Genomic DNA, 18,868 nt, shown 5'->3' with positions numbered 1-18,868 from the left:
ATCCTATGCCAATTTCTCATAAAAGTACGCCTAAACCCCAGGAGTTTGCGGCGATTGACCTGGGCTCGAACAGTTTCCATATGGTGATTGCGCGGGTCGTCGACGGTGCGATGCAGGTGCTGGGTCGCCTGAAGCAGCGCGTCCATCTGGCTGACGGGCTGGATGCTCAGCACAAACTCAGCGAAGAGGCGATGGAGCGCGGCTTAGCCTGCCTGGCGCTGTTCGCCGAGCGCCTGCAGGGGTTCAGCCCGAGCAACGTGACGATTGTCGGCACCCATACGCTGCGTGAGGCGGTAAACGCCGAAACCTTCCTGCAGCGGGCGGCTGAGGTGATCCCCTACCCGATCGAGGTGATTTCAGGTCATGAAGAGGCGCGTCTGATCTTTATGGGCGTGGAGCATACGCAGCCGGAAAAAGGCCGCAAGCTGGTGATCGACATTGGCGGCGGCTCAACCGAGCTGGTGATTGGCGAGGATTTTGAACCGCAGCTGGTTGAGAGCCGCCGCATGGGCTGCGTCAGTTTCGCCCAGCTCTATTTCCCTAAGGGGGAAATCAGCCGTGAAAACTTCCGTCGTGCCCGTTTAGCGGCCGCGCAGAAGCTGGAAACGCTGGCGTGGCAGTATCGTCTGCATGGCTGGAAATATGCGCTGGGGGCGTCCGGAACCATCAAAGCCGCCTGTGAAGTGCTGCAGGCGATGGATGAGAAAGAGAAGCTGATCACCCCTGAGCGTCTCGACAAGCTCTATGACGAGGTGATGAAGCATAAATCCTTTGCGGCACTGAGCCTGCCGGGCCTCTCTGAAGAGCGCAAAAACGTCTTCGTGCCGGGACTGGCGATTCTCTGTGGCGTATTTGATGCGCTGGCGATCCGCGAGCTGCGCCTCTCTGACGGTGCGCTGCGTGAAGGCGTGCTCTATGAGATGGAAGGCCGCTTCCGCCATCAGGATATTCGCAGCCGGACCGCACAGAGTCTGGCGAATCACTACGCCATCGACAGCGATCAGGCGCGACGCGTGCTTGACACCACCGAGCAGCTTTATGTGCAGTGGAGCGAGCAGAATCCAAAGCTGGCCAATCCGCAACTGGCTGCGCTGCTGAAGTGGGCGGCCATGCTGCATGAAGTGGGCCTGACCATTAACCATAGCGCGCTGCAGCGCCATTCCGCCTACATCCTGCAAAACACCAACCTGCCCGGTTTCAATCAGGATCAGCAGATGCTGCTGGCTGCGCTGGTCAGATTCCATCGCAAAGCGATTAAACTCGATGAGTTGCCGCGCGTCACGCTGTTCAAGAAAAAGCAGTTTATCCCGCTGATTTTCCTGCTGCGCCTGGGTACGCTGCTCAATAATCAGCGCCAGGCCACGACGCGCCCGGATGCGTTAAGCCTGAAGTGTGATGACGGCCACTGGACGCTGACCTTCCCGGCAGGCTATTTCAGTCAGAACAACCTGGTTCAGCTCGATCTCGAACGTGAGCAGGTTTACTGGAATGACGTGACGGGATGGAAACTGATCCTTAAAGAAGAAGCCTGACCTTATGGGCGCCTGGCGCCCTTTTAACTGAACTGATGACTATGACACAACCAACCACACTGCTTTCAGGCGCAAACTACTTCGCCGAAACCTATGGCCTGACTCCGCCTCACTCTGAAGTGGTTGCGGCGCTGCCCCAGCTCACCGTCGGCAAGGCGCTGGATCTTGGCTGTGGCGTGGGCCGTAACACGCTGTTTCTGAATCAGCAGGGATTTGACGTGACGGCGTGGGATCACAATCCACAAAGTCTGGCGCGCCTGCAGGAGATTGTGACGCAGGAAAACCTCAGCGGTATCCACACCGCGCAGCATGACCTGAACACGACGCGCTTTAATGGCGGCTATGACTTTGTGCTGTCGACCGTGGTGATGATGTTTCTGCAGCCGCAGACCATTCCACAGCTGATTGCGGACATGCAGGCCTGCACGGTGAAATATGGCTTTAACCTGATTGTGGCGGCGATGAACACGGACGATATGCCCTGCCCGGCTGATTTCTCCTTTGCGTTTAAATCGGGTGAACTCAGTCACTACTATCGCAACTGGCACATCGTGAAGTACAACGAGCATCCCGGCCAGCTGCACCGTAAAGATGAAAACGGCCAGCGCATCACCTGCCGCTTTGCCACGCTGCTGGCGCAGAAAGCGAGTTACTGATCATTATCTGCTGTTTTTTTCAACAGCGATTGATTTCATCGGGCGACTGTGACTAAATATTGCAATCGCCCCGATGAGGGTCACTACAGGAACCACCCCGCGTGAACAGCGCTATTTCTCCCCGAAGACGTCAGAAAACCGGCACCATGACCCGCATCGTGTTGCTGATCAGTTTTATCATTCTCTTTAGTCGCCTGATTTTCATCCTGCCTGCTGCCTTCGAACATCATCAGCAACAGAAAGCGACGCCTGGACCGGTTACAGTGACATCAGGCGATACCCGCTAACGCACAGTCCCCTTCTGAACTGAATTTAAAACGTTATCCGACCGTTCGGACGCTTTTTTGCATCCCTTTTTCAGGCGAAACGCTACACTTCGTGCTGGTGCTTTCAGACTAAAGGGATCCAATGTGTCTGCCTCTCACTCTCAACGTTTAAGTGAAACCCGTCATCGCATTCTGACGCTGCTGCTCAATGAACACGATCTGGTTGATGCCCTGCTGGAGAAATCCGGCGATCAGCCGCCTGAACAGCAACGTGAAAATGCGGCCCAGCGTGAAGCGCTGGAACAGGATATTCTTCAGCTGCATGCCGCTGACCTTGCCGATATTCTCGAAGCCCTGCCGGAAGAGGAGCGCCAGGCGCTGTGGCGGCTGGTGCCAAACGAGCGGCGCGGTCACGTGCTGGTCGAAGCGTCAGAAACGGTCTGGGCCAGCCTCACGGAGGAGATGAGCGACCGCGATATCCTGCGCGCCATCCAGCCGCTGGATATCGACGATCAGGTCTGGCTGGCGCGCTATCTGCCGCGTGACCTGACCGGACGCCTGCTGGCCACCGTGGAACCTGGCCTGCGCGCCCGGATGCTCAGCATGGTGCAGTTTGACCGCGACCGCGTCGCCAGGGTGATGGATTTCAACATCCTGACGGTGCGTGAAGATGTCACGCTGGCGACGGTGCAGCGTTTCCTGCGCAAGCGCAAAAGTATGCCGGGCGGCACCGATAAGCTCTTCATCACGAATAAAGATAATCAGCTGCTGGGTGAACTGCTGCTGACCGATATCCTGCTGAATAAGCCCAAAACGCTGGTGAGCGAGGTGATGAACGCACGCCCCACCACCTTCCAGCTTAATGACAAGGCTGAAGACGCCGCCAGCGCCTTTGAGCGTTATAACCTCATCTCTGCCGCCGTTACCGATGCAAAAGGAAAACTGATTGGCCGTGTAAGCATTGAAGATATCATCGACCTGGTTAACGCCGAAAACGAAAGCAATATCCGTAAGATGGGTGGTATCAGTCAGGAAGAGGATGTCTTTGCCCCGGTGCATAAGTCAGTCCGTAAACGCTGGGCCTGGCTGGCGATCAACCTCTGTACCGCCTTTGTTGCCTCACGCGTTATCGGGCTGTTTGAAGGGACCATTTCGCAAATCGTCGCCCTCGCGACACTGATGCCGATTGTGGCCGGGATCGGTGGCAATACCGGTAACCAGACGATCACCATGATTGTGCGCGCACTGGCGCTGCATCAGGTGGAGCCGGGTAACTTCTCGTTTCTTATTGTCCGTGAACTGGGCGTGGCACTGATCAACGGTCTCTTCTGGGGCGGCATCATGGGCGGCATCACCTGGCTGATGTATGACAATATGGCGCTGGGCGGTGTCATGATGCTAGCCATGGCGCTTAATCTGCTGCTGGCGGCGCTGATGGGCGTACTGGTACCGCTGGTGATGACCAGACTGAAGCGCGATCCGGCCGTCGGCTCCAGCGTTCTGATTACCGCCATCACCGACACCGGCGGATTCTTTATCTTCCTGGGACTGGCGACGCTGTTTCTGACCACGCACTGACCCTCAGGCGAGCAGACCGTAGCGTTGCAGTGACCCGCTGAGATTACGCTGGCGCGTCACCTGCGCCAGTTCCCGGGTCGCCACCGGCAGCACATAGTTACCGCGCTGGTTCAGCCACTCCAGCACATCCGCCAGGTGCCAGATGGCGGTTTTGCCGTCATGCACCGGCAGCGGAAATGGCGGGCGGTGGCTGAGCATCAGCTTGCGCATGTTCTGGCGCGACATGCCGATCAGCTCGGCTACATCAGTCAGTCCCACAAAGTCAGGCGCCGCTTCCACCAGCGTGGCACCCGGTATCGCGCGCAGTACCGCCGCTTCTGCCTCTGCCAGTGCCTCCGTCGCGGAGCCTGACTCCCGGGTAAACTCCAGTGCGATTCGCCCCGGCAACCCCAGACCGATCAGCGCATCGTCAAAGCCGGCTGCGGCCAGCACTTCCATCATCTCATCTGCCGGCGCATGCCCTTCCGGCAGGCTGAACCGTAATGTAAAACAATATTCCATATGCCTCTCCTTACGCACGTCCTCCCTATCCTCCCGCCGGACTAATAAGTTGTCAACTGACAACCGATAAAAATATTCTTTTACGGCTGAGCATGCGCAGACTTTTTCACACAGTAAAACGGTCAGGATCTACACTGGAAAACGTTACGCAAAAAATGTCAGCGCGATGCTGGCAGCAATTACGACTCACGACGGAGAAACTATGTTTAAAGCAGAGGATTTTGTTCAGTCGAAAACCGGTGGCCCTAAAATGCAGGTATTGCGCGTTGAAGGTGACACCCTGTATTGCGCACGGGTGGATGATGCGACCAAAAAAGAGATTGAAGTGAAGGCAGAGAGCGTCAACCTCTATCACGAAGAGGGTGATTTTGGCGTGTGCTGAAACAAACCGGCCCCGTTAGCGGGGCCAGACGATCAGGGCTTATCCTGCTGCAGGTTATCGTTACCCAGCCCGCCAATAAACGGCAACCGCAGGCGGAACGGGGTAAAGTCGAGGCCCATGTTCAGACCCAGCAGATTCACTTCGAACCCCTCTTCCGCTCCGAGCGTGACGCCCGCCACACCCAGAACCGATACCTGCAGACCTCGCCCGGATGGTGGCAGCCCGACCGGACGCCACAGTGGCCGGTAATCTTTGCCCAGGGCATTGGCAGGCAAATCGAGTTTTAAGGCCGGGACTTCGCGACCAATGTGCGCCAGGAAAGTATTGCTGTTGGGCCCCGGCCACGCGTGATAGGTCGTCGGCCAGGGATAGGATTGAATAGCCGCTTCAATCTGCGGGATCATCGCTTCTGCCTCGGGTCCGCGATGGTTCACCAGCAGCCGCGGTTTTGCACCATACCAGTAGCCATCGGGAAGATTGGTATTGTGACGCACTTTATCGCCACTGCCCCAGCTGATCACTTCATAGCGATTGTAGTGCGTTTCACCGGCACGTTTGAAGATAATCCAGGGATGCACCGCAACTCGCCCTTTCCAGCCATAGGTGGGCGCGGCATAGACCTGCACGATAGCCAGATTAGCGAAGGCGCGCGGGTCGGGCGCAATACCGGCTGAATCGCGTCGCGCCGACCACCAGCCGCCCCGCTCTGCGGTTTCGTTGTGACGGGTTGCCTGGGCGATACTGGCTCCCAGAGAGAGCAGCAATACGACAACAAAAAACAGGCTGAACACTTTGAGTGAGAGCATGACAACATTCCTGGTGGCGTCAGAATCAGGAAATGCCTGGAGAGAAGGCAGTTTCCGTAAGCGGCGGCTTTGAGATATGGATAATCGGTAAAAGCGGCGAGTCAAAAGCGGGCGTCAGACAGGAAGCCCGACGTGCTTTTGCTGACCAGCAGAATAGCGCAATTTGTGGCAAAGTGAACAGAAAATCACCAGGTTCGGGTGCGGATGTGCTGAAAGGTTAAAACGGCGGATCGGCGGGCAGCCAGGGCAGAAAAAAGCCCGCTGAGAAGCGGGCTTGAACATCGTCAGGGTTAACCGGCTACAGGCCGATTACTCCCACTCAATCGTCGCCGGTGGCTTACCGCTGATGTCATACACCACGCGGGAGATCCCGTTGATTTCATTGATGATGCGGTTAGAGACGCGGCCCAGGAAATCATACGGCAGATGCGCCCAGTGAGCGGTCATAAAGTCGATGGTTTCCACCGCGCGCAGTGAAACCACCCAGTCATATTTACGGCCATCGCCCATCACACCGACCGAGCGAACCGGCAGGAAGACGGTGAACGCCTGGCTGACTTTGTTGTAGAGATCCGCTTTGTGCAGCTCTTCGATGAAGATAGCATCGGCACGACGCAGCAGATCGCAATACTCTTTCTTCACTTCGCCCAGCACGCGCACGCCCAGACCCGGGCCCGGGAACGGATGGCGGAACAGCATGTCGTACGGCAGGCCCAGCTCCAGACCAATCTTACGCACTTCGTCTTTGAACAGCTCTTTCAGCGGCTCAACCAGGCCCATCTTCATCTCTTTCGGCAGGCCGCCAACGTTGTGGTGCGACTTGATGACGTGCGCTTTACCGGTGGCTGATGCCGCCGACTCGATCACGTCCGGATAGATGGTGCCCTGCGCCAGCCACTTAACGTCTTCCAGCTTCAGCGCTTCTTCGTCAAACACTTCCACAAAGACGCGACCAATGGTTTTACGCTTGGCTTCAGGTTCATCAATACCCGCCAGTGCGTCCAGGAAACGCTGCTCAGCCGGGACATGGACGATGTTGAGACCAAAGTGATCGCCAAACATATCCATCACCTGCTGCGCTTCGTTCAGACGCAGCAGACCGTTATCTACAAACACGCAGGTCAGACGGTCGCCAATGGCACGGTGCAGCAGCATCGCCGTTACCGATGAATCCACACCGCCAGACAGGCCGAGGATAACTTTGTCATTTCCTACCTGCTCACGCAGACGTTCTACCGCATCTTCGATGATTTTGGCTGGCGTCCACAGGGCTTCACATTCACAAATGTCGATGATGAAGCGCTCAAGCATCCGCAGGCCCTGACGGGTATGGGTCACTTCCGGATGGAACTGCACGCCGTAGAAACGCTTCTCTTCGTTCGCCATGATGGCAAACGGACAGGTTTCGGTGCTGGCAACGGTTACGAAGTCAGCCGGGATAGCGGTGACTTTATCGCCGTGGCTCATCCAGACATCCAGCAGCGGTTTACCGGCCGCGCTGATCGCATCTTCGATGTCGCGAACCAGAGCGCTTGGCGTGGTCACTTCAACCTGCGCATAACCGAACTCGCGTTCGTTCGAACCGGCAACGGCGCCGCCCAGCTGCATCGCCATGGTCTGCATACCGTAGCAGACGCCCAGTACCGGCACGCCAGCATTAAAGACATATTCCGGCGCACGCGGGCTGTTCAGTTCGGTGGTGCTCTCCGGACCGCCGGAAAGGATGATGCCGCTTGGGTTGAACTGGCGAATCTGCTCTTCGCTCACATCCCATGCCCAGAGTTCACAGTAAACGCCAAGCTCGCGCACGCGGCGTGCCACCAGCTGAGTATATTGCGAGCCGAAATCGAGAATCAGAATGCGATGCTTATGGATATTTTCCGTCGTCATTGAGGGGGTTCCAGAACGGTGACTTAATAAATAAAAGCGCCCGGCTTAAGCCGGGCGGGAAATCGGAATTACGAGCCCATACGGTAGTTCGGTGACTCTTTGGTGATGGTCACATCATGTACGTGACTCTCATTGATGCCAGCGCCGCTGATGCGGACAAACTCCGCTTTGGTACGCAGGTCATCAATGGTCGGGCAACCGGTCAGGCCCATGCATGAACGCAGTCCACCCATCTGCTGATGGACGATCTCTTTCAGACGGCCTTTATAGGCCACGCGGCCTTCGATGCCTTCCGGCACCAGCTTGTCAGCGGCGTTATCGGTCTGGAAGTAACGGTCTGAAGAGCCTTTGGACATCGCGCCCAGTGAACCCATGCCGCGATAGGATTTAAATGCACGACCCTGGTAGAGTTCGATCTCGCCCGGAGACTCTTCGGTGCCCGCCAGCATTGAACCCACCATGACACAGGAGGCTCCCGCCGCGATCGCTTTTGCGATATCACCGGAGAAACGGATACCGCCATCGGCGATGACCGGAATACCGGTACCTTCCAGTGCGGTTACAGCGTCAGAGACGGCGGTGATCTGCGGAACACCGACACCGGTGACGATACGGGTAGTACAGATAGAGCCAGGGCCGATACCGACTTTGACCGCGCTGACGCCGGCCTCAACCAGTGCCAGTGCGCCGGCACCGGTAGCGACGTTACCGCCGACAATTTCGAGGTCCGGATATTTAGCACGAGTTTCACGGATACGGGAGAGCACGCCTTCAGAGTGACCGTGAGAAGAGTCAATCAGCAGCACGTCAACGCCCGCAGCAACCAGCGCATCGATACGCTCTTCGTTGCCTGCACCGGCACCGACAGCGGCACCCACACGCAGACGGCCCTGCGCATCTTTACAGGCGTTAGGCTTACGTTCGGCTTTCTGGAAGTCTTTAACGGTGATCATGCCCAGCAGATGGAAGCTGTCATCCACAACCAGCGCTTTCTCTACGCGTTTTTCATGCATTTTGTGCAGCACGACATCACGCGCTTCACCCTCTTTCACCGTCACCAGACGATCTTTCGGGGTCATGACCGCGGAAACAGGCTGGGAGAGATCGGTCACAAAGCGCACGTCACGACCGGTGATGATACCGACCAGTTCATTGTCGCGGTTAACCACCGGATAGCCTGCAAAGCCGTTGCGCTCGGTCAGCGCTTTGACGTCAGCCAGTGGGGTGGTCGGCAGTACGGTCTGCGGTTCAGTCACGACGCCGCTCTCATGTTTCTTCACCTTGCGCACTTCGTCCGCCTGGCGTTCAATCGACATATTTTTATGGATGAAGCCAAGGCCGCCTTCCTGTGCCAGCGCAATTGCCAGACCCGCTTCGGTCACGGTGTCCATGGCAGCGGAAAGCATAGGAATGTTTAAACGGATGTTTTTGGTCAGCTGTGTGCTGAGATCGGCCGTATTAGGCAGGACGGTGGAGTGAGCAGGAACGAGCAGAACGTCGTCAAAAGTGAGTGCTTCTTTAGCGATTCTTAACATGGCAATACTCCACCTCGGGTGATTGAGATTAGATAAAATATTGCCGCGGCATTATACAGGCCGTAATCGATTGCCTCCACTATTATTTACGAAAAACTCTTGATCCGCACTGGCAGCCCTGTAGTATCGGTGAATTAACCTGCTGATTTGGAATTTGATCTTCGTCACATGTCGCTGCCATCCAACGCCAATATTTTTACCGTCAGCCGTCTCAATACGACAGTGCGTCAGCTGCTGGAGAAAGAGATGGGCCTGGTCTGGATCAGCGCCGAGATCTCCAATTTTACTCAGCCTGCTTCCGGTCACTGGTACTTCACGCTGAAAGATGATGGTGCTCAGGTTCGCTGCGCCATGTTCCGCAACAGCAATCGTCGCGTCACTTTTCGTCCGCAGCACGGCCAGCAGGTGCTGGTGCGCGCCAGCATCACCCTTTACGAGCCTCGTGGCGACTATCAGCTGATTGCCGAGAGTATGCATCCGGCGGGCGAAGGGCTGTTGCAGCAGCAGTTTGAACTGCTGAAGGCAAAGCTGTCGACCGAAGGATTGTTCGACCCGCAGCATAAGCAGCCGCTGCCGGAACCAGCGCGTCAGGTCGGGGTGATCACCTCGGCGACCGGCGCCGCCCTGCACGATGTGTTACGCGTGCTGCATCGCCGCGATCCCTCCCTGCCTGTGGTCATCTATCCTACTGTCGTGCAGGGTGTCGATGCGCCTGCGGCTATCGTCCGGGCGATTGAAGTCGCTAACCTGCGCAATGAATGCGACGTGTTAATTGTCGGGCGCGGCGGCGGGTCGCTGGAAGATTTGTGGAGCTTTAACGACGAACGGGTAGCGCGCGCGATTTTTGCCAGCCGCATTCCCATCGTCAGCGCAGTCGGACACGAAACCGACGTCACCATTGCCGACTTCGTCGCAGATTTACGCGCGCCCACACCGTCGGCCGCAGCAGAAATTGTCAGCCGCAATCAGCTTGAATTGCTGCGTCAGCTGCAGTCACAGCAGCAGCGGCTGGAGATGGCGATGGATTACTATCTGGCGCGCCAGCAGCGGCTTTACAGCCGCCTGGAGCATCGCCTGCAGCAGCAGCATCCGCAGCTGCGTCTGGCCCGCCAGCAGACTGCCCTGTTCCGCCTGCAGCAGCGTCTGGGGGATGCGATGGAAACCCGTCTGCGTCACGCTACCCGTCAGCAGGATCGCCTGCAGCACCGGCTCAGTGCCCAACAGCCGCAGCCGCGCCTGTTCGAAGCGCAGAAGCAGCTGCAAAGCTGGCACTACCGCCTGCAGCAGAGTATGACCACTCAGCTGAGCAGCGGAAAACAGCAGTTTGGTCAGCTGGTAGCGCAACTGGAGGGCGTCAGTCCCCTGGCCACGCTGGCACGCGGATTCAGCGTCACGACCGACACCACCGGACAGGTGGTGAAAAAAACGGCGCAGCTGCAGAGCGGCGACCTGCTGCGCACCCGTCTGGATGATGGCTGGGTCGAAAGCCAGGTCACACAGTTACTGCCTGAGAAAAAGCGTCGCCGCAAAACCGCCTCCTGACCCGCTCCGCTCTCATCGCCCTTCCTTTCCAGTTATGGCTGGTCTCATTTACCGCGTGCATTCGCCGTGACCGGTCTATACTTTCTGGTACATCTCTGCTGCCAGAGCGTTTCAGATGGCCTGTCAACGTGGTCTGTCTGACGGGTCTGTACTCTCCGGTACATCTCTGCTGCCAGGGGGTTTCAGATAGCCTGTCAAAGTTGTCTGCCTGACGGGTCTATACTCTCCGGTACCTCTTTCTCAGCTGCCAAGGAGTTTCAGATGGCTTACTGCGTTATTCCTCCCTATATCCTTCGTAAGATCATTGCTCACGGTTCAGGTCACCAGCAGGCGCAGGCGCGTCGCACCCTCACCCACGTTCAGCACCTGATGGCAGAACACTGGCAAAAGCCCGCCGTGGCTAAAACGGCTGCGGGCGGCCATGTGGACCGGGAAATTTATGATGCCCAGGGCAGAGAAACCCTGCCCGGTAAGCTGATTCGACAGGAGGGCCAGCCCGCCAGCGATGATGTGGCGGCTGAAGAAGCCTGGGACTACCTCGGCGTCACCTATGACTTTTTCTGGCAGGCTTATCAGCGTAACTCGCTGGATAATCAGGGGCTGAAGCTGCTTGGTACCGTCCATTACGGGGAAAAATATCAGAACGCCTTCTGGAACGGTCAGCAGATGGTATTTGGTGACGGTGACGGCGAAATTTTTAATCGCTTTACCATTGCGATTGATGTGGTGGCACATGAGCTCGCGCATGGCGTCACGGAAAATGAAGCCGGATTGATCTACTTTGAGCAGGCGGGCGCACTGAATGAGTCCCTGTCTGACGTCTTTGGCTCCCTGGTCAAACAGTACAGCAAGAAACAGCGCGCCGAAGAGGCGGACTGGATTATCGGTGAAGGCCTGCTGGCAAGCGGCATCAATGGGCGCGGTTTGCGTTCAATGTCTGAACCCGGCACCGCCTACGATGATCCGATGCTGGGTAAAGATCCGCAACCGGCGCACATGGATGACTATGTGAAAACCCGTGAAGATAATGGCGGAGTTCACATCAACTCCGGTATTCCTAACCGGGCATTTTATCTGGCGGCCACCGCGCTGGGCGGCTTTGCCTGGGAGCAGGCAGGCTACGCCTGGTATGACACCCTGTGTGACGACGAACTGCCTCAGGATGCGGACTTTAAGACCTTTGCCCGCTTCACCGTTCAGCACGGTGAAAAGCGCTTTAATTCGTCGGTCGGCCGTGCCATTGAACAGGCGTGGAAGGAGGTTGGCGTGCTATGAGTGAACTGCCCGAACTCACCGATGACGCTACGGTCATCGTCGCGCGTGAAGGCGGCATGGCCTTTATTCCGGGGCTGCGCGCCGAGCGTCGCTTTATGCTGGGCGATCTGCCACCGCCTGAAAAACAGCGCGTCTGCCATGCGCTGGAACAGGCGATGCCGCTGGGCGAACCCGAGGAGAAAGCCGCGCAGGTGGGCAGTGGCGATCAGCGCTATTTTCGTATTCAGATCCAGTACGCGACCCGCCGTGAGGTCGGCACCATTGTGCTGCTGATCCCGGAACAGGTCGCCCCTCCCGAATTGCAGGCGCTGTGGCGCGACGGCAAATAAGCAAAAAAAGGGCCGACAATGTCGGCCCTTTTCCTTATGCATGGTTACTTGCTGTCTGGCAGCGCGTAAGCAATCACGTAATCACCGCGATCCGGTGACTGACGTGCGCCACCTGCCGAGATGAGGATGTACTGCTTACCATCTTTCGGTGAGACGTAGCTCATCGGGCCACCCTGACTGCCGACCGGCAGGCGCGCTTTCCACACCTCTTTACCGGTTGAAGAATCAAAGGCGCGCAGATAGTAATCCTGGGTACCGGCGATGAAGACCAGGCCACCCTGCGTTGCCAGCGTTCCGCCCAGCGTCGGCATACCAATCGGCATTTTCACGCCCATTTTGATACCAAACGGTCCGGTGTCCTGCACGGTACCAACCGGTACCTGCCAGACGATTTTCTGGGTTTTCATGTCGATCGCCGACAGCGTACCAAATGGCGGCTTCTGACAAGGGATGCCCAGCGGAGACATGAAGCGGTTTTTGTTTACGGCGTACGGCGTGCCTTTCAGCGGTACTGCACCCATACCGGTGTTGATCGCTTCGCCACCGTTGCTGCCACGTGAAATGCTGTTGGTGTCAGCCGGGATCATCTGCACCCACAGGCCGAGACGCATATCGTTAACGAACAGCAGATGATTGTTAGGGTCAGTCGACATGCTGCCCCAGTTCATTCCACCCAGCGAGCCCGGGAAGCTCAGCGACTTGTCGGTGTCCGGTACGGTGAACAGGCCGTTATAACGCATCGATTTAAAGGCAACACGGCAGGCCAGCTGATCAAACGGCGTCGCTCCCCACATGTCAGACTCTTTCAGCGTCTGGTTGCCAATCTGCGGCATGCCGGTCGAGTGTGGCTGGGTTTTGGTGTACTGCTCGTTCGGGATATGGCCCTGCGGCATCGGCAGCTCTTCGACTTTGGTCAAAGGCTTACCGGTCATCCGGTCGAGCACAAAGATCATGCCGGTTTTACCGCCGATCACCACCGCTGGCGTGGTGCTGCCATCTTTTTGCGGGAAGTCGATCAGGCTTGGCTGCATCGGCAGGTCAAAGTCCCACAGATCGTTGTGCACGGTCTGATAGACCCACTTCTCTTTACCGGTGGTGGCATCCAGCGCCAGCACGGATGCGCCATATTTGTGATCCAGTGGGGTACGGTTCGCGCCCCAGAGGTCAACAGAGGAGCTGCCCATCGGAATGAACACGGTGTTCATGGTCGGATCGTATGACATCGGTGCCCAGGAGTTTGGCGTACTGCGGGTATACTCCTTGCCCGGCATCAGGATCGCATTCGGGTCAACGTTGCCCGGGTCAAACGCCCAGCGCATCTTGCCGGTAATAACGTCGAATCCACGCAGCACGCCGCCCGGCATATCGGTCTGTACGTTATCCGCCACGCGTCCGCCAACCACGACAGTGGTGCCTGCCAGCGTAGGGGCTGAGGTCAGCTGATACTGCGGGTCTGGCGCCTTACCGATGCCGGCTTTCAGATCGACAATGCCGTGATCGCCAAAGTCTTCACAGAACTCACCGTTGTCGGCGTTGATGGCAATCAGACGCGCGTCGATGGTGTTCATCAGAATACGACGCTGACAGGTGTCACCGGCAGGCAGGGTAACGGCCGTTACCGGAACTGACCCCGGCTTGTCCGGCTGTTGCAGCGGTTTCGTCGCGTCAAAGTAAGCCAGACCACGGCAGCGCGGCCAGACTTCAGCCTGCGCATTGATTTCGCGTTTCCAGATCTGCTTACCGCTGTTCGCTTCCACCGCAATCACATTATTGTGTGGGGTGCAGAGATAGAGCGTGTTGCCAATCTGCAACGGCGTCTGCTGATCTTCTGCGCCGTTACCGGTCGGGCTGATCGGGGTGTCACCGGTGCGGAAGGTCCAGGCAACTTTCAGATCCTTCACGTTGTCGCGGGTAATCTGGTCCAGCGCCACAAAGCGGCTGCCCTGCGGCGTATTGCCGTAGTTATCCCAGTCTTTCTGCTGTTTGGTTTTATCGACCGGAATCAGCGGCAGCTCTTCACCATTACCGGCCACGGTAGGATGCGGCTGGAACATCTGCACCAGCGTGACCACCATGCCTGCGGCCAGCAGTGCGGAGAAGGTATAGGAAGGTTTTGCCAGTGAGGGCTTACCTTCATGCTTACGCAGTGAAGGCCAGATCAGGAAGGCCAGCAGTGTCAGTCCGGCTGGCACCATCAGGCGTGAGACCAGCGGCCAGAAATCCAGCCCGGCATCAAACAGCGACCAGATCAGCGTGCCGATAAAGACCAGCAGGAAAAGAACCGCTGCCGACGATTTGCGGCGGAAGAACTGAATTGCGGAAAGTACGATGACGATCCCTGCAATCAAAAAGTACCAGCTGCCGCCAAGCGCAACCAGTTTGCCGCCACCGATTGCAAAGAACAGACCGGTAGCAAGCAGCACCAGTCCGAGCAGCACGGATGCGATTCCCAACCCCCTGGCGGAGCGGGAGGATGTTTCAGCCATAAACTATCTCTCCTGAATAAACAGAATGTCCGGACAGGTGCCGTCCGGACTCCGCGCCTTAAACGTTCTGCGCAGAGCCCCGTTCTGTTTCAAATCAATTATAAACAGACCCGCGTCCGTAAGAATCTGAGGGCCGGAAGCCTACAGATGTGGCTGGCCCCTCCCACGACGCGGCAGGATTGTACCACCTGGTACATAACCGAGTGAACATATACAACTCATTTGTTACGACGTAATAGCATTTTTGCTACAAAACGGCGGGCGGGTCGGGTTCACCGGTGCGTTTAATCATAGCCAAATCTTACGGTGTGGACGGCTGAAACTGCACCCGCCTGCGCGAGATCAATCCGTGGCCATGTTGACAAAAATAGTCGACCGCACCGCAGGCTTTCAGTACCGTCAGTGGCTGGTGACAGTCCGGACAGACGGGCTGCGCCGGATAGTGCGCACTGCAGCGGTCACAGATAAATTCGCCGTCGCTGAGCCGCAGTGGCTGCTGACATTTTTCGCAGTGAATAGTCACTTTCTCCTCCTGAGCAGCGTGTTCAGCACAAAAAAAGAGGGCCTCATGGCCCTCTTCTCATTAACGCTTATTCTTTTTCATATGCGCCATCAGACGCTTACGTTTACGCTGCTGCGTCGGCGTCAGCAGGTTACGCTTGCCTTCATAAGGGTTCTCACCCTCTTTGAACTGAATACGGATTGGCGTTCCCATCACATTCAGGGATTTGCGGAAATAGTTCATCAGGTAGCGCTTGTAAGAATCTGGCAGATCTTTCACCTGATTCCCGTGGATGACCACGATGGGCGGGTTGTAACCACCGGCATGGGCATACTTAAGCTTAACGCGACGGCCGCGCACCAGGGGTGGCTGGTGATCGTCTGCCGCCATGTTCATGATGCGCGTCAGCAGCGAAGTGTTTACGCGCCGGGTCGAACAGTCATAGGCTTCAGTGATCGATTCAAACAGGTTACCCACGCCGCTGCCGTGCAGCGCAGAGATAAAGTGGATGCGGGCGAAATCGATAAAGCCCAGACGGAAGTCCAGCGTCTCTTTCACTTCGTCACGCACTTCCTGCGACAGGCCATCCCATTTGTTAACCACGATCACCAGCGAGCGGCCACTGTTGAGAATAAAGCCCAGCAGGGAGAGATCCTGATCCGAGATACCGGCGTGGGCGTCGATGACCAGCATCACCACGTTGGCATCTTCAATCGCCTGCAGCGTCTTGATCACCGAGAATTTCTCTACGGTGTCAGAAATCTTGGCGCGCTTACGCACCCCGGCGGTGTCGATCAGTACGTAATCACGTCCGTCACGCTCCATCGGAATATAGATACTGTCGCGGGTGGTACCGGGCATATCGTAGACCACTACGCGGTCTTCACCGAGGATACGGTTAGTAAGCGTTGACTTACCTACGTTAGGACGCCCCACGATGGCCAGCTTGATAGGTAAACCTGTCGGGTCGAAGTTTTCTTCTTCCTCGGCGGCTTCCTGCTCAGCGATCTCCTCGGCGTCCAGCGCCGCCCAGTAAGCCTGGTTCTCTTCCTCTTCGGTCAGTTCGACCGGCTCAACCGTCTCCATCCACGGCAGCAGCGCCGTTTCAATCAGGCTGGTGACACCGCGACCGTGCGACGCCGCAATGGCGTGGATCTCGCCCAGGCCGAGTGAGTAGAAGTCGATAACCGCCTGATCCGGATCGAGCCCGTCAGTTTTGTTCGCCACCAGGAAAGTGGCTTTCTGACGGGAACGCAGGTGTTTAGCGATTTGCTGATCGGCGGCCATCATGCCCGCACGCGCGTCGACCATAAACAGTACGACATCCGCTTCTTCAATCGCCAGCAGTGACTGCTCGGCCATCCGCGTTTCAACACCCTCTTCGGTGCCGTCGATACCACCGGTATCAATAACAATAAATTCGCGCCCTTCCACTTCGGCGCGACCATATTTGCGATCGCGAGTCAGTCCGGGAAAATCCGCTACCAGCGCATCACGAGTGCGGGTTAAGCGGTTAAATAGCGTAGATTTTCCCACATTGGGACGCCCAACCAGCGCGACCACAGGTACCATAACAAAATGCCTCAATAAAAAATGAATCGCCCGAATGGCGTGATTATAACGGCTCTGGCCGTTAAGTTCAGGCTTAAGGCGCAAAGAATACCATGCCTGACTAAAAACGAAACGGCCCCTGATTAAATCAGGAGCCGTCGGAACGGAGGATTTCACCTGCCGGACGTTTACCCGTTAACGGGTAATCGCATAAACCTCACCATCTTTCGACTGGATCAGCAGCTTGTCGCTGGCGACCACGGGCTCGGTCTGGAAACCGGAACTGTCCAGCTTCTGCTGCGCGACAAAACGACCGTCGGTGGTGTTCAGCCAGTGCAGATACCCTTCGCTGTCGCCAACCACCAGATAGCCGTTGTAGAGCACCGGTGAAGTCAGGTTGCGATGCAGCAGATCGCTCTGACGCCAGATAGCGACGCCACCGTCCGCGTTCAGGGCAATCACACGGTCATCCTGATCGACCAGATAGATGCGGCCGGCATCAACAATCAGATCTTTCACACCGCCGATTTCGCGTTTCCACAGAATCTGGCCGGAGCGCAGATCCAGCGCTGTCAGGTCGCCGTTGTACGCCAGCGCGTAAACCACGCCGTTGACGATAACCGGGGTCGTATCGACATCGTTCAGACGATCGATTTCGGTTGCGCCGCTGACCTGAGAAATACGCTGCTGCCAGATCAGTTGCCCCTGGTTCAGCACGACGGCACTGACGCGGCCGTTGTCACCACCGACAATGGCCCCGCCAAACGCAACAGCCGGAGCCGATTCACCGCGCAGTGATAGCGCAGGCATATCCAGGTTAACGCTCCACTTCACCGCCCCGCTGCTCTGGTCCAGACCCTGCAACATGCCGTTGCTGGTATGGATCAGCACCAGGCCATCGCTGACCACCGGACGTGACAGCGCTTCACCGGCGACTTTCGTCTGCCAGGCCAGGCCGCCATCGCTGCTGTTCAGGGCATAAACCTGACCGCGCTCGCTGCCGACATAGATCCGATCGCCATCCGCCGTCAGGCCGCCCGATAACAGGGCTGAGCGATTTTTCGAGAAGAAGCCGGTTTTCTCAGAGAGATCGACTTTCCATTTTTCTTTACCGTCCGCGGCATCCAGCGCTTTCACGATACCAAAGCGGTCGGCTGCGAAGACCGTACTGTCCTGCCAGGCAGGATGCAGATTGGAGTAGAAATCACCCACGCCATCGCCGACCGAGGTGCTCCACACTTTCTCTGGCGTAAACTGATTTTCCACCTTCGGCAGCGGGGCCATTTTCACTACATCTTCTTCGCCGCTAAACAGCGAACAACCGCTGAGCAAAGTGACTGAAATCAGTCCCGGCAGCAGGTATTTACGTAATTCCATGCGCTCTCTCTTGACTGGCTTAGCTTAAGTTATTCATCTTCATCTGCATCATTTGCTTCAATGCCGGAGAGGCGTCAGATTCCACCCCTTTACTCCAGGCATCGCGCGCGCCCTGCTTGTCGCCTTTGGCCAGCAGCGCTTCGCCGCGAATATCGGCCACAATGGCTGTCCAGCCATCACCCTTCACACCGTCAAGGGTTTTAAGCGCCGCATCCGCTTGATTCTGTTGCAGTTGAATGCGAGCCAGACGCAGGTTAATGACCGCCTGCAAATTGGCATCTTTGGTATCTTTCAGTCCGTTTTGCAGCAGTGCTGCGGCTTTATCAAGCTGACCGGCATCCACATACTGCTTCGCCAGATCCATCGCCGCCAGCGCACCATAAGTGTTGCTGTTTTCGCTGGCAAACCGGTTGACCGCTTCCAGCGTCTCAGGTTTGCCCGCCTGCATGGCGGTGGTCAGCTGCTGATATTGGGCCGATACCGTTTTCGCAGTATCGTCCTGATGACTGCTCCAGTAACGCCAGCCACCCAGCGCAGCAATGCCGATGACTACGCCAATGGCTAACGCCTTACCATTGCTGGTAAAAAAGTTGCGCAGCGCTTCGGTCTGCTCGTTCTCATTGCTATACACTTCCACGCAATCCTTCTCCTTTCTATGGT

Annotated in this window: 17 protein-coding genes; 8 read left to right on the top strand and 9 right to left on the bottom strand. The window is 57.0% G+C overall.

Translation table 11 applies throughout. The features are described 5' to 3' along the window. The first annotated feature begins 5 nt into the window (after positions 1–5). The 4 genes from ppx (at position 6) to mgtE (ending at position 4,032) form a co-directional block, all read left to right on the top strand. The gene (gene ppx, locus S7A_RS05675) at positions 6–1,532 is read left to right on the top strand and encodes an exopolyphosphatase (RefSeq protein ID WP_009088767.1); all 1,527 of its coding nucleotides are present in this window, start codon (positions 6–8) and stop codon (positions 1,530–1,532) included. Positions 1,533–1,573: 41 nt separating this feature from the next. Continuing rightward, positions 1,574–2,188 carry a tellurite resistance methyltransferase TehB gene (gene tehB / locus S7A_RS05670; protein ID WP_009088764.1) on the top strand — a complete coding sequence of 205 codons (615 nt, stop codon included), beginning with the start codon at positions 1,574–1,576 and terminating at the stop codon, positions 2,186–2,188. 101 nt (positions 2,189–2,289) lie between these two features. After that, a complete protein-coding gene (locus S7A_RS05665) occupies positions 2,290–2,475 on the top strand; it encodes a YfgG family protein (RefSeq protein WP_033736145.1) in 186 nt (61 codons plus the stop codon). Positions 2,476–2,598: 123 nt separating this feature from the next. Beyond that, positions 2,599–4,032, top strand: a complete 1,434-nt coding sequence (gene mgtE / locus S7A_RS05660; protein WP_009088760.1) for a magnesium transporter — start codon at positions 2,599–2,601, stop codon at positions 4,030–4,032. 3 nt (positions 4,033–4,035) lie between these two features. Here mgtE and S7A_RS05655 read toward each other — a convergent pair whose 3' ends face one another. After that, positions 4,036–4,533 (bottom strand): AlpA family transcriptional regulator, encoded by a 498-nt coding sequence (locus tag S7A_RS05655; protein WP_009088758.1) that lies wholly within the window; start codon positions 4,531–4,533, stop codon positions 4,036–4,038. 202 nt (positions 4,534–4,735) lie between these two features. Between S7A_RS05655 and S7A_RS05650 the strand changes: the two genes are divergently transcribed. After that, positions 4,736–4,915: a hypothetical protein gene (locus S7A_RS05650; RefSeq protein WP_009088756.1), complete on the top strand. Its 180-nt coding sequence runs from the start codon at positions 4,736–4,738 to the stop codon at positions 4,913–4,915. Between the two features lie 32 nt (positions 4,916–4,947). Here the strand turns inward: S7A_RS05650 and S7A_RS05645 are convergent, their stop codons facing one another. The 3 genes from S7A_RS05645 to guaB form a co-directional block, all read right to left on the bottom strand. Then, complete coding sequence (locus tag S7A_RS05645) at positions 4,948–5,721, bottom strand: DUF3750 domain-containing protein (protein ID WP_009088754.1); 774 nt, start codon at positions 5,719–5,721, stop codon at positions 4,948–4,950. Between the two features lie 309 nt (positions 5,722–6,030). Next, a complete protein-coding gene (gene guaA / locus S7A_RS05635) occupies positions 6,031–7,611 on the bottom strand; it encodes a glutamine-hydrolyzing GMP synthase (RefSeq protein WP_009088749.1) in 1,581 nt (526 codons plus the stop codon). Positions 7,612–7,679: 68 nt separating this feature from the next. Beyond that, positions 7,680–9,146, bottom strand: a complete 1,467-nt coding sequence (gene guaB, locus S7A_RS05630) for an IMP dehydrogenase (RefSeq protein ID WP_009088747.1) — start codon at positions 9,144–9,146, stop codon at positions 7,680–7,682. A 168-nt stretch (positions 9,147–9,314) separates the two neighbouring features. Here guaB and xseA point away from each other — a divergent pair, with 168 nt between their 5' ends. From xseA to S7A_RS05615, 3 genes are all read left to right on the top strand, one after another. Further along, positions 9,315–10,688, top strand: a complete 1,374-nt coding sequence (xseA, locus tag S7A_RS05625; RefSeq protein ID WP_009088745.1) for an exodeoxyribonuclease VII large subunit — start codon at positions 9,315–9,317, stop codon at positions 10,686–10,688. A gap of 261 nt (positions 10,689–10,949) precedes the next feature. Continuing rightward, entirely contained in the window at positions 10,950–11,963 is a 1,014-nt protein-coding gene (locus S7A_RS05620) for a M4 family metallopeptidase (RefSeq protein ID WP_009088742.1), read from the top strand. Continuing rightward, positions 11,960–12,292 carry a protealysin inhibitor emfourin gene (locus S7A_RS05615; RefSeq protein ID WP_009088741.1) on the top strand — a complete coding sequence of 111 codons (333 nt, stop codon included), beginning with the start codon at positions 11,960–11,962 and terminating at the stop codon, positions 12,290–12,292. The genes S7A_RS05620 and S7A_RS05615 overlap by 4 nt, the downstream gene beginning before the upstream one ends. Positions 12,293–12,336: 44 nt before the next feature. On the opposite strand, the gene S7A_RS05610 is transcribed toward S7A_RS05615, so the two are convergent. The 5 genes from S7A_RS05610 to S7A_RS05590 all read right to left on the bottom strand — a co-directional run bounded on the left by S7A_RS05610 (position 12,337) and on the right by S7A_RS05590 (position 18,845). Next, positions 12,337–14,778: a glucose/quinate/shikimate family membrane-bound PQQ-dependent dehydrogenase gene (locus S7A_RS05610; RefSeq protein ID WP_009088739.1), complete on the bottom strand. Its 2,442-nt coding sequence runs from the start codon at positions 14,776–14,778 to the stop codon at positions 12,337–12,339. Positions 14,779–15,079: 301 nt separating this feature from the next. After that, positions 15,080–15,301, bottom strand: a complete 222-nt coding sequence (locus S7A_RS05605; protein WP_009088737.1) for a zinc ribbon domain-containing protein — start codon at positions 15,299–15,301, stop codon at positions 15,080–15,082. Between the two features lie 60 nt (positions 15,302–15,361). Beyond that, the gene (gene der / locus S7A_RS05600) at positions 15,362–16,852 is read right to left on the bottom strand and encodes a ribosome biogenesis GTPase Der (protein WP_009088735.1); all 1,491 of its coding nucleotides are present in this window, start codon (positions 16,850–16,852) and stop codon (positions 15,362–15,364) included. Positions 16,853–17,026: 174 nt separating this feature from the next. After that, on the bottom strand, positions 17,027–18,208 hold the full coding sequence (gene bamB, locus S7A_RS05595; RefSeq protein ID WP_009088733.1) for an outer membrane protein assembly factor BamB: 1,182 nt from the start codon (positions 18,206–18,208) through the stop codon (positions 17,027–17,029). 19 nt (positions 18,209–18,227) lie between these two features. Beyond that, positions 18,228–18,845, bottom strand: a complete 618-nt coding sequence (locus S7A_RS05590; RefSeq protein WP_009088731.1) for a YfgM family protein — start codon at positions 18,843–18,845, stop codon at positions 18,228–18,230. Between the last annotated feature and the right edge of the window lie 23 nt (positions 18,846–18,868).

It is taken from the genome of Pantoea sp. Sc1, assembly GCF_000255315.1.
GTDB classification, from domain to species: domain Bacteria; phylum Pseudomonadota; class Gammaproteobacteria; order Enterobacterales; family Enterobacteriaceae; genus Pantoea; species Pantoea anthophila.
This window is presented reverse-complemented; position numbering and strand designations above follow the sequence as displayed.